The 13,109-nt window shown below is 43.3% G+C and carries 12 protein-coding genes; 5 read left to right on the forward strand and 7 right to left on the reverse strand.

Features of this window, described 5'->3' with window-relative positions:
- Nucleotides 1-76: 76 nt before the first annotated feature.
- On the reverse strand, nt 77-1,147 hold the full coding sequence (locus F1593_RS16385; protein ID WP_149402643.1) for a hypothetical protein: 1,071 nt from the start codon (nt 1,145-1,147) through the stop codon (nt 77-79).
- An 804-nt stretch (nt 1,148-1,951) separates the two neighbouring features.
- The gene (locus F1593_RS16390) at nt 1,952-2,458 is read right to left on the reverse strand and encodes a hypothetical protein (protein ID WP_149402644.1); all 507 of its coding nucleotides are present in this window, start codon (nt 2,456-2,458) and stop codon (nt 1,952-1,954) included.
- Nucleotides 2,459-2,767: 309 nt separating this feature from the next.
- Between F1593_RS16390 and F1593_RS16395 the strand changes: the two genes are divergently transcribed.
- Together F1593_RS16395 and F1593_RS16400 are read left to right on the forward strand one after the other, a co-directional pair.
- The gene (locus F1593_RS16395) at nt 2,768-3,655 is read left to right on the forward strand and encodes a hypothetical protein (RefSeq protein ID WP_149402645.1); all 888 of its coding nucleotides are present in this window, start codon (nt 2,768-2,770) and stop codon (nt 3,653-3,655) included.
- Nucleotides 3,652-4,119 carry a hypothetical protein gene (locus tag F1593_RS16400; RefSeq protein WP_149402646.1) on the forward strand — a complete coding sequence of 156 codons (468 nt, stop codon included), beginning with the start codon at nt 3,652-3,654 and terminating at the stop codon, nt 4,117-4,119. The genes F1593_RS16395 and F1593_RS16400 overlap by 4 nt, the downstream gene beginning before the upstream one ends.
- 179 nt (nt 4,120-4,298) lie before the next feature.
- Here F1593_RS16400 and F1593_RS16405 read toward each other — a convergent pair whose 3' ends face one another.
- Nucleotides 4,299-4,505, reverse strand: coding sequence for a hypothetical protein (locus F1593_RS16405; protein WP_149402647.1), 207 nt, complete (start codon nt 4,503-4,505; stop codon nt 4,299-4,301).
- A gap of 586 nt (nt 4,506-5,091) precedes the next feature.
- Between F1593_RS16405 and F1593_RS16410 the strand changes: the two genes are divergently transcribed.
- Nucleotides 5,092-5,910 carry a hypothetical protein gene (locus F1593_RS16410; RefSeq protein ID WP_149402648.1) on the forward strand — a complete coding sequence of 273 codons (819 nt, stop codon included), beginning with the start codon at nt 5,092-5,094 and terminating at the stop codon, nt 5,908-5,910.
- Nucleotides 5,911-5,989: 79 nt separating this feature from the next.
- On the forward strand, nt 5,990-6,550 hold the full coding sequence (locus F1593_RS16415; RefSeq protein WP_149402649.1) for a hypothetical protein: 561 nt from the start codon (nt 5,990-5,992) through the stop codon (nt 6,548-6,550).
- A gap of 105 nt (nt 6,551-6,655) precedes the next feature.
- Here F1593_RS16415 and F1593_RS16420 read toward each other — a convergent pair whose 3' ends face one another.
- From F1593_RS16420 to abc-f, 4 genes are all read right to left on the reverse strand, one after another.
- A complete protein-coding gene (locus F1593_RS16420; protein ID WP_149402650.1) occupies nt 6,656-7,930 on the reverse strand; it encodes a hypothetical protein in 1,275 nt (424 codons plus the stop codon).
- Nucleotides 7,927-8,547 carry an RNA polymerase sigma factor gene (locus F1593_RS16425; RefSeq protein ID WP_149402651.1) on the reverse strand — a complete coding sequence of 207 codons (621 nt, stop codon included), beginning with the start codon at nt 8,545-8,547 and terminating at the stop codon, nt 7,927-7,929. Before F1593_RS16425 ends, F1593_RS16420 begins: the two co-directional genes overlap by 4 nt.
- Nucleotides 8,548-8,768: 221 nt before the next feature.
- Nucleotides 8,769-9,455 (reverse strand): HAD family hydrolase, encoded by a 687-nt coding sequence (locus tag F1593_RS16430; RefSeq protein ID WP_149402652.1) that lies wholly within the window; start codon nt 9,453-9,455, stop codon nt 8,769-8,771.
- 356 nt (nt 9,456-9,811) lie between these two features.
- Nucleotides 9,812-11,761, reverse strand: coding sequence for a ribosomal protection-like ABC-F family protein (gene abc-f / locus F1593_RS16435; protein WP_149402653.1), 1,950 nt, complete (start codon nt 11,759-11,761; stop codon nt 9,812-9,814).
- Between the two features lie 571 nt (nt 11,762-12,332).
- Here abc-f and F1593_RS16440 point away from each other — a divergent pair.
- The gene (locus F1593_RS16440; RefSeq protein ID WP_149402654.1) at nt 12,333-13,004 is read left to right on the forward strand and encodes an orotate phosphoribosyltransferase; all 672 of its coding nucleotides are present in this window, start codon (nt 12,333-12,335) and stop codon (nt 13,002-13,004) included.
- The last annotated feature ends 105 nt before the right edge of the window (nt 13,005-13,109 follow it).

Genomic DNA, 13,109 nt, shown 5'->3' on the forward strand with positions numbered 1-13,109 from the left:
GTCTGCTGATCCGCTGGGAGAAGCGCCCGCGTTCCTATCAGACCTTGTTGTGCTTGGCTTGTGCGCTCATTTGCTTTCAACAATGTGATCGCGTTTCCTCCTTGTAGGTTTTCGGATAAGTTCTTAGAGGATTTAGAGTGTCACAATACTGGACTATGGCATCTTCAATAGTTGAAGTATCATGAATGGCACCACCATGACCATAGCAAAAGTCTTGGCTGTAACTGCTACCATAGAGCACTTTATGATTTGCTGCGGTGTAGAGCGGATCATCAGCAACTAAAAGATCACAACTGCTTGTAACGACTGTCCAATCGGTCGTATATCCTGATACACTCGGGGCTTGCCCATGTGTAATCATGTCATTTATGAAAGCAGAATTTGTGGTCATTTGATGACCTTGGTAACAACCAGCACATCCCCAAGTTGCTAACGCTTCACCAATATTAGGGGTATTAAATATGATAGCATCTGTTACATTCCCAATATTGGTTGGGAAACCAGCCGCATGATCTCTGACCAGTTGCAATGTTCTTCGTACAATGAGTCCCCCCATACTATGACCAACGAGGGTTTCAGCCCAACCATGTTGGCCAAAGTTGTAGTAGAGGTACCATGCCAGTAAACAACTTATATGATCCATGTTCTCGTTATTTGTTCCTGCATTTGAATTTCCGCCACCAACATTTCCACATTGATTTCGGTATGTTTGCGTTTGGAGATTAGCTGAGTAGGTGTGTTCATTTCCGTTGTCCGCACATCCTGAGCCATTTGGCTTGATTTCATTAGCGTAGTAAGTTAGTTGTCGAAAGTCACCCTGCCAGCGACTACTTAAAAAGCTACGTGCATCGCTCCAATAGGTATCGCATCCGGGCATTTGGCTACTTCCATATGATGCAGTTCCTGCTGAACCATCTCCCGCATTCAGTCCATGAACAGCAACGACACTTTCGTTAGAAGTAATTGAGAATGGAGTAACCAATGAAGGTTTATCTTGGTATTTAGATATTGTTGCTTCTCCTCTCTTTGCATTATGAGGAGGCACTAGAGGTGATGCATCAGCAATAGGCGAGAGAAAAATCACTATTAATGTAAAGAAATAAATGCTTAATGAGACGTGTTTAAAGTTAAAGATGTTTTGAAGCACGGAGTAAAATCGACGAAGTTTTGATTCCCTTCAAGCCTTACTTAATATTATATACTTTATATAAACAAAAGAGTGATGGAAGTATCATAACAGATTTTTATACAAGATGCAATAGATTCTTTGAGAAAAATGTATGGAAATAGTTATCGTTTGTCGAAATTCTTGGGTCTGTGTCGTTTGAGTCAATTCACAGGTCTTTCGAAGCATAAATTGTTCATGACCACTCTTGGGGCTTACTGCGCACTTGCTGAACTTGGATTTCTCAATGTAGGAGCGTAGCAACCAAGCAATTTTCCCTAAAGTGGATATGATCCAAATTATGGAACAGAAATTACTTCCAAGAACATTATTCTCGTATATGGATAATTATCGTGGTTTATCACAAAATGCTGCAACATGAACAAAGAGAATAAGTAACCTCATTTGATCTTTGAAATGAAATATTTCCCATTTTGATGGACATTTACTGAAAAAGCTAATAAAGAAGTGGAAAGTCTCAAATAACAAGGGAAACGGATTCCTTGCATCTGGGATAGAAGCGTGCTAGAAAAGCCAGAAATTAGTATTGCAGAAGGATTATAACCGGTTAGATCAAGTAAGGCAAAAAGGCTGAATCGTTCAATATTACTTACAAAAAACCGTTGGGTAGCTCTTATGCGCCACCCAACGGTTTTTTGTCAATGGAAAATGGAAGAAAATTTGAAATCGAACAAATGGACTCTTTTCTGATTCGATGCTCACAACACACATTCTCTAAAAACTTGTTAGTATGTTTTCATCTTGCTATCTTACCATACGCTATTTTTAATCATGTTTGTATGAACGCGCTTCTATGCTCAGAAATAGCCAACTTAAAAAACGCTGAAGAAGAGGACCAAACCCGGTTAGCAGAAAAGAAACAATCAAAGCCGCCCCAAGCCAGGGTAAAATACTTGTGAGAGGTGTATTAAAAGGCCATAAATTATCGTAAATCCCGCCACCAGAGATAAAGGCCCAATAATACCACTGCGCAATAATAATCATCCATAAGAATATTAAGATGCCCCACCAAGCAATTTTTGCTTGTAACGTTCCGAAACACAACAGGAACAAACCAATACCAATATATTCAAGAGCGCCAAACAGCAAACTAAACCCTACCAAACTCATAAATGGAAGGTATCCAATTCTTGTAAAATAATGTCCACCTACTCCATAGTTTGTATCAACTACCTGGCTCGAAAAAACACCATATGCTTGATAAAGTCCCCACAAAATAACAAATCCCCCAGCAGTGAAAAGTATGCTTTTGCAAAGTGTGGATATCCTCATATTCGTATGCACCATTTCTTTTGAAAAAACATTAATAGCTTAAAGATACTCTGTAATATACTATAAATCATAAAAATATTTTATTCAATATTTCAAACACGTATATATTGCTATGATTAATAACACTAACCAAATCACATAATACTTATTGACTTTTCCTTAAAAATATAGTATTTAAATACATGTAACTAAATTAATAACTGTAATAATAAACTTGTCGTTATTAACATTTAAACGATGAATGCCATTTTCACCACCATTCCAAATCATGGAACAGCTTGAGTTAAACAGTGTAAAGAAAGGACTCTTATGACCAATACTACAAATTCATGGAAGAAGACTTGCTTGATTTTTCTTCCTGTCTCAATTGCTCTCGTGTTGATCGTGCTTTTCATGCCATCCATTTATACGGAAGCACATGTATCAAGTAATGTTCCCTCTCCTCTTTCCACGAAGCAAGGTTCCTGGTTAACGCACAATACCACGCTTAGAAACCAAATCATCCACTATACACAAGTGGAGACACTATTCGTAAAACACGATACAGGCCAAAACTATACAAGCACATTACTGGGTAATGTCTGGCTCGAAGTTGATGCTCAAGGCCATGTGCAAGTTGCTCATACCATCTATACATCACTGGATGAGAAGGTATTTCACCAGGAAATCTATGAAGATGGCACTACCAATATAGTTGTCTTCGGAAAAAATGATAGTAATCACCCGTCTATTAAGAACCCAACCGCATCCTCAAATACAACTTGCCTTGTACAAAGTCCGGCAAATACAGTACAAATCAGAGATATGGCATTACCTTCTTTTGTTAATCTAAGCGATCTACAAAAACAGGGGTATGTTTTAAAAGTAAATGCACATACTAAATCCCAAAACGTGCCAACTATCCTGGTGACAACGAAGGCACTACCAGTGAAACAGTATGTTACCAACGCCCCAGTTCATATCTGGGAAAATACAACGCAGCTTGCTGAAGTCAATGCACAACGCTTCGATCATTTCGAAATTGATCAACAGAATCGATTAGTATTCCATAGTACCGCCCGTAAAGACATGAATGGGACAATCATCAGTAGTTCCACATATTCCTACGGTACCATTAGTATCTATAACACTCACGATGTTTCTCTCTCTGTACTTTCTAACCCACAACAGATTCTAACAGAAGGATGCACACGATGAAACGATTCTTTCTTAGCTTAATAACAGTTTTAGCCTTGCTAAGCGCAGACGTATTCTTTTATCAAGGAAACATTGCTCATGCAGTCTCGTTGCAATGTGATCAGGGGCAGAATAACTATGCTGATCCGCAATACACATTTAGTGGTATTAGAATTTGGGGGGGTGTATGTATGGAGTATCCGACTAGTACAACTTGGGGAGCTATTGTTGAAACAAGATCAAGCCAATGGGCAACTATTGCATCCTTATCTTCTGGCATTGATCAGTGCGGCAGCAATGGTTCCTGGGTTTCTGAATTCAATCAACAAGGTAGTTACGCCAGCGCTAACTACGTTACTGTTACAGGAGTTGGAAACTATTTAGAATGTGATCAACTTGGTCATAACTACAAGGTTTATAGTGAACATGATATTTTGCTACAGGGTACCACGTACTTAACAATATACAGTCACTTAAATCCCTAACTGAAACCATTAATAGTATTTCCCTAAAACAGAGCATATTCTAAATGCCAATAAAGGGTTTGTAGAAAACGCGTGATAGGAAAAAGAAGACTTCTACAAACCGGATATCTAGAGCAAAGCATGCGTATACGCGTCAAAGTGACGCATATACGCATGCTTGTTTGATGATTGGCGGCATGTTAGCGTGCGCTGGCCTGGGGATGCAGGAATTGTTCGGGGGTGATAAAACGGGTATCGCCGATCTGTTCGACGGTCAGGTCAGGGACAAATCCGTCACTAAAGCCAGCGTCGGCGTATTTGCCTTGCTTCACAAACAGGGTGGTGACAGTATCCCCTTTGATCTTCTTGATATCCATCAGGATCTGCGGCTTGTCGTCGATGACCACATAGTGATCAGCGGGATAGCGGGCGCTGATTTCATCAAGATGGTGCTGCTAGAACAGGGGAGCGACTTCCGTTTTGAATATAAGATTTTCATAAACAGTGGTGCATCTATAACCCATAATATTTATGAATACGAATTTACGCTTTACATATGACTATATTTAATAAAAAATTAATATTACTAAATTGATTAATATTGACTTTTATGTTATACATTGATACAAGATTATATATAACTTACCATTTGCTTAAATCTTAGATGTATTTTGAGAATCGTCCTCTCAGGCATCCAACATTTGATCATGTAACTATAATTAAACCTTGCCTTGGTGATGAGGTTTGATTTTAATCTCAAATATTATTAGTAAGTGGGAACACATCTCTGTTTCTACCCAAAAATTTAAGCGAAAGATAAGATACAACATATAATTTTTACAAATTTTCTGATAATGTGTACCAGCTTAAAGTAAAGCTAAAGAGGAAGGTGTTATCAAATTAGAATCTTCTAGTGGTTAGATTTAAATCATGAAACAACTTTTTCCTTGTGTGATTCAAACGACATAATCTAGATGTAGAAAAGGATTGACTATGAACTTTTGTCCAAAAAAATCCCCTCGTATTTTGAATACAAGGCAGCATTTTGAATTGCGTGTTGGACTTATAAGTCTAGCGATTTTATTTTCTCTTGCTTTCCAGCTCAATCAAACTTATGCTGCTGGTAATACACCCAAAATCACGTATAATTGCATTAATACTCCAGATTCAACCTCTGGTCACTGCTACTCTATGGCGGAATGGAATGGAGCTTCAGGAGCATTTACAGAGATTTTTACTAATCAACTTTATTCTGGTGGAGGATTTGTAACAAATGAAATGTGGATAGGATCTGGTAATACTCGATGGGTCGAAGCGGGGCTTATATCTTCCGATGTAAGTCTGACACAAGGTTCTGGATCATATAACCATGGTAGCACAGCTGAATTTTTGTTCTGGGGAGATGTTAATAACAGTGGTAAATTTTATTTTCATCCCGGTCCTAATTTAGCTAGTAGTGATTTTGGGAAGACCGCATTTGTTGAAATACAGAAAACGTCATCTACTGCGTATGGGGTATATATTTCGAATCTTCCTAGTGCAAGCCTATTTGGTACGTCCACTAATAATACGATGTCTGACGATTATATACATACAGGCGGTGAATTATATGGGGCAACTACAGCTTCAGCGCCAGTAAATGGATATAGCTACAATGAATGGTATAACTCAAATGGTGGTGGAAGTTGGAATCTTCAAGGAGATACCGATGGATTTGTTAATGGTCCCTGGGAGGGCTATTGGCAGTCAACTGCATCTTCTGATGGCATAGGTGGGGATTGGCGAACCTGTATTCGTGGTGCTGGCTGTTAACCATCAGGAGGATGTTTTACATTCATTTCCTCTTCAGGTTTTATAGGGAAAGTTTGACACTCATGAAAGGATATATGAGATGAGAACTCGCTTATTCTCAGTTAGCTGTATTGTTGGCGCCGTGTTCTTTGGATTATTTATATTAGTACAACCAAATGTACAGGCAGAAAAGACAGATATTATCATACCAAAACCTTTAAATCTTTCTCAAATGAAAGCTAGCAGTTTGCCAGATCATCCAGGGCATCCGGCAATTGATCCTGTTAGCAGTGCAACTGAAATTAACACTGTACATTCAAATGTAGAAGTTTCCATTCGTGTTAAAAGTGATAATGTAAAAACGTATCTACTCAGTCATGAGTTTCCCTGTGGTCCACTCGTAGCAGGTGCAATTCTCAAGGTGGTTTCTATTGATTTACTTTCCAGTAAAGATGCATCAGCAAGATTAAGTGGTGAATCTTTAGGATTACCAGATACTGCTCCTGTGTATTTAGTAAAAGTTCAAGGACCTTTTAAAACAACCATGATGCCCTTTGCTCCAGGAGCAAAAGCAATCTCTCAAGTTCCATATGGCATAGAAGTTTTCGATGCAGAAACTGGTAACATGCTGATTTGGAGTATTCCTATATACGGAAATTAATTTTTTGTATACATGATACGACATTGGCGAGATTTCATTTGGCAAAACAACCTCAACTAAAATGAGGTTGTTCTAATTTGCCAGCGAATGTAACCTATAATCAACTTATTTCTTTACTGTCGCAGTTTCGGTTGCATTAAACATTTTTCGCAATTGATCTTGATTCACAGGATGGCACGTTCCGCAATTTGTATGTGTTGGTTGAGGCCCTGCTAAATGTATAAAATCTGCTTGAGAAATAACTGTCGCTTGTACTGGTGTCTTGCTTAAGAGATAATCCAGACGTATGTACAACGATTGATTGGTGGTTGGGGCTTTTTGAATAGATGATAGTGTAAGCGATAGCAGGTTAGCCGTATGAGTAGCAACGTATGCCTTCTTATCAGTTACATCTGGTATACGCATTATAAGCTCTGGTAAATTTTTTTGATCGACTATAAATGCTCCATATTCTCCACCAGAGCTAGAATCTCCTGTAGGTAATGTGGTCATTTGCGTACATAGGGTCAGATGCCAGAGATTTGGCTGCTCTGGAAATGTTCCTTGTAATACTATCGATTGTTTTACCCTGTTTTGTACATGCATATAAATTATGCCTATTTCAAACTCTCCTATTGTTCCCAGTGATTGGATATGATCAGGAATAGTAATACTGCTTCCTTGATGATATGGCAATATAGAATCAACCTCAATGTGTGGTAACGTTCCTGGGTGCGATGAACGATACGCATAAATGATACCAAATTCGCTGTTATTCACAATAGGAATAAACTCTACTGCAAATATGTTTTGCCCTTGCCGTATTGTCGTTGCGACCTGATCTTGTTGGAACATCCATATCGGTGGTTGTGAGGTTGAATCTACGCTAACTCCAGTTTTATTCTTTGATATAAATTGGCTGATAGCCGAAAAAAACAAGACGTTTAATAGAGCGATACACATAACCGCAGCAGCTAGTCCAACAACCCACCGTAAACGGTTCTTGTACCTTGCCTTCTCTCGTAATGAGACAAAACGAACTGGCTGTTGCGCTACGATTGATGAGCTTAATGTTGCTGGCGTATGTTCTCCACCCATCAGTGTAATACGGTCAAGTATACTATCTGCCAGTAGCGATACGTTTCGTCTATAGGTGGGCGTAAGACTATATTCATGAAGCATTGGTGATCGAAGATCATTCTCTGGTAATTTGAGGAGTGTATGAAGATGTGAGATGTCAGTCAACATATATTGACACTCCTGGCATGAAACAAGATGATGCTCTACGAGCGCTTTTTCCAGATAGGTAAGCTCATCAGTTGAATAGCTGTCGAGAAGCACTATGACTGCTTTATGGTCATTAGAATCAAACGCCTGGGTCGTTGATTGATCCTTTTTCATAATAGCCCTTCCTCATCTTTTAATGTAACGTAGGCAGAACGCAATGTAATTAATCCACGAGCAATACGTTTGCGAACGGCTTCTGTGGTTGAATTGATTTTTTGTGCAATCTCGCCGTATGACTCATCACAACAAAAACGAAGAACGAGACAAAGTGCATCTTCTTCTGATAATAAATGCAATGCTTCCACCAATAATTCTTTTACGAGATATCCTTCTTCTGGTAAGATATCGCTTATTTGCATATTTACTGATAGGCGGTTAGATATATGTTCTAGCCGTTTCTGCTTCTTAAGAAAATCTAGTGCTTTATTCGTTGCGATTCGATAAAGCCAAGAAGATAATGGATGAATTTGGATGTGACACTTTTCATCTACTGAGGTTGTTTGGGTTAGTTCTGCTATATTCAGTTCGGGAGGTTTCCAGCGAGGGAGTGCGTAATAAGCGGCGGTCAAAGTCTCTTGAACCACATCGCGCGTACATTCCCAATCACGAAGAATGGAATAAATGTAGGTCAATAAGGGGCGTTCATAAACCAATACGAGAGCGCCAAATGCCTCTTGATCACCAGCCAGAGTTTGCCGTATTAAATTTAGTTCATGAGTATCCAGTGACATCTATGTATATCCATTTCCACTCTTATTCCTTCTCATACAAGAAGAAGAAAACTTATATCAGATTGGCTTATAGAATGATAACTACTGGGAATGGCAAAAGCGGACAAAATAGTATTTGTTTGTCCATTTTAGGAATTGACATTTAGATAAACGAGTAAAAAAAGTACCCTTTGACAACCAAAGGGTACCTATCTCTCAGCCAGTGCCAGAACGATAGCATGTTAGCGTGCGCTGGCCTGGGGATGCAGGAATTGTTCGGGAGTGATAAAACGGGTATCGCCGATCTGTTCGACGGTCAGGTCAGGGACAAAGCCGTCGGTGAAGCCTGCATCGGCGTATTTGCCTTGCTTCACAAACAGGGTGGTGACAGTATCCCCTTTGATCTTCTTGATATCCACCAGGATCTGCGGCTTGTCGTCGATGACCACATAGCGATCAGCGGGATAGCAGGCGCTGATTTCAGCAAGATGGTGCTGCTTATGGACAAAGAGCAATACACGACCATCCACGGCGGAGGCGATACTACTATTGACAATCTTCTCGGCCTGATAGTGTAAGTCACCATCCGAGACAATAACGGGCTGGCCGATGCGGTTCAGATAATCCAGGGTTTCCATGACGTGGGGATAGAGTTCATCCGCGAAAGGGAAATTGGTGAAGATGGAATGAACATGTTGATAGGTCAAATCATCCATCTCGGAGAGCGCTATATGTTCGCGAAAGCGCTCCAGAGCGAGAGGAATATCCACAACCTTCCGTTCATTGCGAACCTCTTCATAGATATCCCAATAGCGCTGAGCGAGTTGGGGTCCGACCTCGGCGTGGAGCGCCTCATTCTGTCTTTCTTTGATGGTATCGTTGTCCAATAATGTGTTATCAACATCGATCCAAAATACAAGTGTTGCCATGGTATGTTATCTCTCTTTATATTTAATGCTATGGTCTGATCAGGCATGGGACGATTGCGTAACGGTTCCATTAAGAAACACGTATCGCAACCCTTGCCAGTATACGACCAGAACCTCTCTCAACACAAAATCTCGCTGGAGAAGGGGATACATGCCTCTCTTCAGCGAGATTTGTGCTGATATACACAATGAAATTGTCAAACTCCCACTACCATCGGGAGCTTGCTGGCAGGCGCTTGCGCGCCTGCGCCCTTTTTTAGTGTGGTGGAGAAAAAGATGTTTGAGTACCTACAGTGCGAAAACGCATGCACAGAAACCGTGGAGACCACGGATGCTTGCTGCTCAACTGATGATCTCTAGCTAGCCATGTCGGCGAGTTGCTCCCATTCGGCGAGCAGCACATCGAGGCGAGCTTTGGCCTCTTCATATTCGGCCGAGAGTTGCGTGAGTTGCTCGGCGTTGCCTTCCAGCGCGGCCTGCGAGAGCGCGTCTTCCAGGCTTTTGACCTGGGCTTCGGCTTTCTCAACGTCGCGCTCAACCGCTTCCAGGGTGCGAACCTTTTCTTTGCTCCCTTTTTTGTTGCCTTTATTGGCGGGGACAGCTTTGGCTGGCTGGCTTTTCGCTACTACGGTCTTCGCAGGCGTACTGGCACTTGCGGCATTGAGCGCGCTTTGCTGGCGACGCTGGCGATATTCCGTGTAATTGCCCTGGTAAGCATTGAGTACACCATCTTCAATGGCCCAGATGCGGGTAGCCAGACTGTCAATAAAATAACGGTCGTGCGAGACGAAGAGCAAAGAGCCTTCGAATTCGCTCAAAATCTCTTCCAGGAACTGGCGTGATTGCAGATCCAGATGGTTGGTCGGCTCATCGAGGATCATCAGATTGGGACCCTGAAGCGTGAGTTTAGCAAGCGCGACACGGCTACGTTCACCACCACTGAGCTTGCCAATCGGCTTGAACACATCATCCCCACTGAAGAGGAAGCGGCCCAGCAAGCTCCGAGCGCCCTCTTCACTCAAGGCGCTCACCTGCCGAATCTCATCGACAATTGTGCGCTCCATATCCAGTCCCGAGTGGGTCTGGGAATAATAGCCCACGCGCACGCTGCGGCCAATATTGACATGTCCATTGAGCGGCGGCAATTCACCGATCAGGGTACGCAGGAGTGTCGTTTTGCCAGCGCCATTGGGACCCAGCAGGCCGACACGATCACCGCGTAGCAGTTCCAGTTCAGGAACCTGAACCAGCACTTTATCCTCTGGCATCTCTGCCGTTGAATGCTCGCCTTTCGCACGATAGCCCACCGTCAGTTTATGGGTCTCGATCACAATCGTCCCACTGTCATTGACCGGCGTGAACTCAAAGTGCATTTCAGGCATATCCTGCGGGCGCTCGACACGATCCATACGATTCAGCAAAGTCTGGCGACCACGCGCCTCACGGCTCCGCTGCCCCGCTTTATACTTGCGAATAAACTCTTCAGTATGCGCGATATACGCCTGCTGAGCCTCATATTCACGGCGGCGCTGCTCCATACGCTCTTCGCGCAAGGAGAGATACTTCGTATAATTGCCGGGATATTCTTCGATGCGCCCAAAGGCCAGTTCAATCGTGCGTGTCACCACTTTATCCAGGAAATAGCGATCATGGGCCACAATCACCATCGCGCCATGCCAGGCGGTCAGGTAGCCCTCCAGCCACTCGAGGGTCGCCAGATCCAGATGGTTAGTCGGCTCGTCGAGGAGCAGCACCTCAGGTTCTTGCAAGAGCAGTTTGCCCAGAGCTGCACGCGTCTGCTGACCGCCGCTGAGTTGCATCACAGGTGATTCCTGCTGCTCACGCGTAAACTCCAGACCATCCATCACCTGCTCAACCCGATTCTCATAGGTATAGCCGCCAGCATGCTCATGCATCAACTGGAGCTGATCGTAGCGGCGGAGCAACTTCTCATAGCGCACTGGATCATCCTGGACTGAAGCTATTTCAATCGCCAACTCACCGAGTTCGCGTTCCCAGGCACGTGCTTGCGCAAATACCGACAACAACTCGGCGCGTAACGTATTTTCCGCATGGAAATCCGTCACCTGCGTCAGATAGCCCAGGCGTGTATTGCGGGCCAGCGCGATAGACCCCTCATCGGGCTCCTCGCGTTTCGCCAGGATATTCAACAACGTTGACTTCCCTGCCCCATTTGGTCCCACCAGACCAATACGATCCTGCGGCTCAACCTGAAAACTGATTCCCGAAAAGATGCGCTCGGCACCAAAGGATTTTCCCAAATTATTGATATTTACAACTGGCATTTATTTTTCACCCAAGAAATCAAAACAAGCAGAAAGAGAGTGGATATGTTTGAGTTAGCGTACCATAGTCATCCGCTTGACGCAAGAGTTATACTAGCGGCGGAGATCACAGGTCACTCTCATAGAACGAAAACCATCTGTAACAACCACCCATCACGGGCAATACCGTTAAAAGAGCAGTAATCCCGATGGAGCGATGTAGGTGCGTGCCAAGGCCGCAGCCGAGGTGCGCTTTCCCGTTGACGTGCAATCATCTCTCCCGTAGGCCATATAGTACGATGAACAGCAAAGCGCACCTCGGTTGCGACCTCGGCACGCACCTACATCGCGGCCCGACGCTCTGTTCCCTGCCCTGGCACCGTTGTTTAGATATAAATACCTCTCCGTTTGTAGCCATACGCTCAAGGGATAGGCGGCCAAAATTTGCATTACGATCGGTACCATTGCATAATGGAAGAGGTCAGGTACCAGCAGGCAGAATTCAGGGCAACCGGGATGAGGTTGGCTGAACTTATGCAATTTATGATATACTGAAGAAACTAATCCTTCTGTTGAGAGAAAGGATGCTGAGGTGGCGAAAGAGCAGTCTCTGGATAATTTGTGGTTGGCCCAAACACTTTATGATCTGGGCGGCGTGAAATTCGGCAACTTCACGGTCAGTGAATCTGCCGTCAGTTCTCCCGTTTTTGTGAATCCTAAAGTATTGATCAGTAACCCAACCGCGCTTCGTGTTGCGAGCAAATTAATGCAACAAGAAATTGATCTGGCCCAATCATTGCGCCGTCCACGCGTACACCCTTTTTCGGTCGTGGCCGGGGTGCCCGTGGGTGGACTATTACTGGCCAGCGCCTATTCACTGGAAACAAATATTCCTTTGATTTATGCCCGCAGCCGACCGGAAGGGACCGGCAAACGCGGCATTGAGGGACATTTCACCCAGGGTGATACGGCGATTATTATCGACGACCTGATCACACGAGGAAGTAGCATCCTCGAAACAGCTTCACTGCTGGAAGAAAATGATCTGAAGGTAAAAGATGTGATTGTGCTGATTGATCGCGAACATGGTGCGGTAGAACGCCTACGCAGTCATGGCTACAATCTGATCAGTATCTTAAAGCTAGACGTTATGCTCATGCACTACATGTCACGAGGACTCATTAACGAAGAGACCTATCGAACATGTTCGGAGTATGTACGGAGCAAGCAAAGCGATACCCATACCGGGCCTCTGGGACTCTAAACCAGAGCACAAAGAAAGAGGGAGGTGTTGTGCCATTGTGCACAACACCTCCCTCTTTCTTTGTGCTCTGGCACGGACATAACAACCACCCATGAAGGGCAATAC

Origin of the sequence: Dictyobacter arantiisoli (assembly GCF_008326305.1) — a bacterium.
Taxonomy (GTDB): domain Bacteria; phylum Chloroflexota; class Ktedonobacteria; order Ktedonobacterales; family Ktedonobacteraceae; genus Dictyobacter; species Dictyobacter arantiisoli.

What these genes read in the sequence shown, in the direction of transcription:
- F1593_RS16390 (WP_149402644.1), bottom strand. Translation starts at nt 2,458, where the DNA reads ATGAGGATATCCACACTTTGCAAAAGCATACTTTTCACTGCTGGGGGA.
- F1593_RS16395 (WP_149402645.1), top strand. Translation starts at nt 2,768, where the DNA reads ATGACCAATACTACAAATTCATGGAAGAAGACTTGCTTGATTTTTCTT.
- F1593_RS16400 (WP_149402646.1), top strand. Translation starts at nt 3,652, where the DNA reads ATGAAACGATTCTTTCTTAGCTTAATAACAGTTTTAGCCTTGCTAAGC.
- F1593_RS16410 (WP_149402648.1), top strand. Translation starts at nt 5,092, where the DNA reads ATGAACTTTTGTCCAAAAAAATCCCCTCGTATTTTGAATACAAGGCAG.
- F1593_RS16415 (WP_149402649.1), top strand. Translation starts at nt 5,990, where the DNA reads ATGAGAACTCGCTTATTCTCAGTTAGCTGTATTGTTGGCGCCGTGTTC.
- F1593_RS16420 (WP_149402650.1), bottom strand. Translation starts at nt 7,930, where the DNA reads ATGAAAAAGGATCAATCAACGACCCAGGCGTTTGATTCTAATGACCAT.
- F1593_RS16425 (WP_149402651.1), bottom strand. Translation starts at nt 8,547, where the DNA reads ATGTCACTGGATACTCATGAACTAAATTTAATACGGCAAACTCTGGCT.
- F1593_RS16430 (WP_149402652.1), bottom strand. Translation starts at nt 9,455, where the DNA reads ATGGCAACACTTGTATTTTGGATCGATGTTGATAACACATTATTGGAC.
- abc-f (WP_149402653.1), bottom strand. Translation starts at nt 11,761, where the DNA reads ATGCCAGTTGTAAATATCAATAATTTGGGAAAATCCTTTGGTGCCGAG.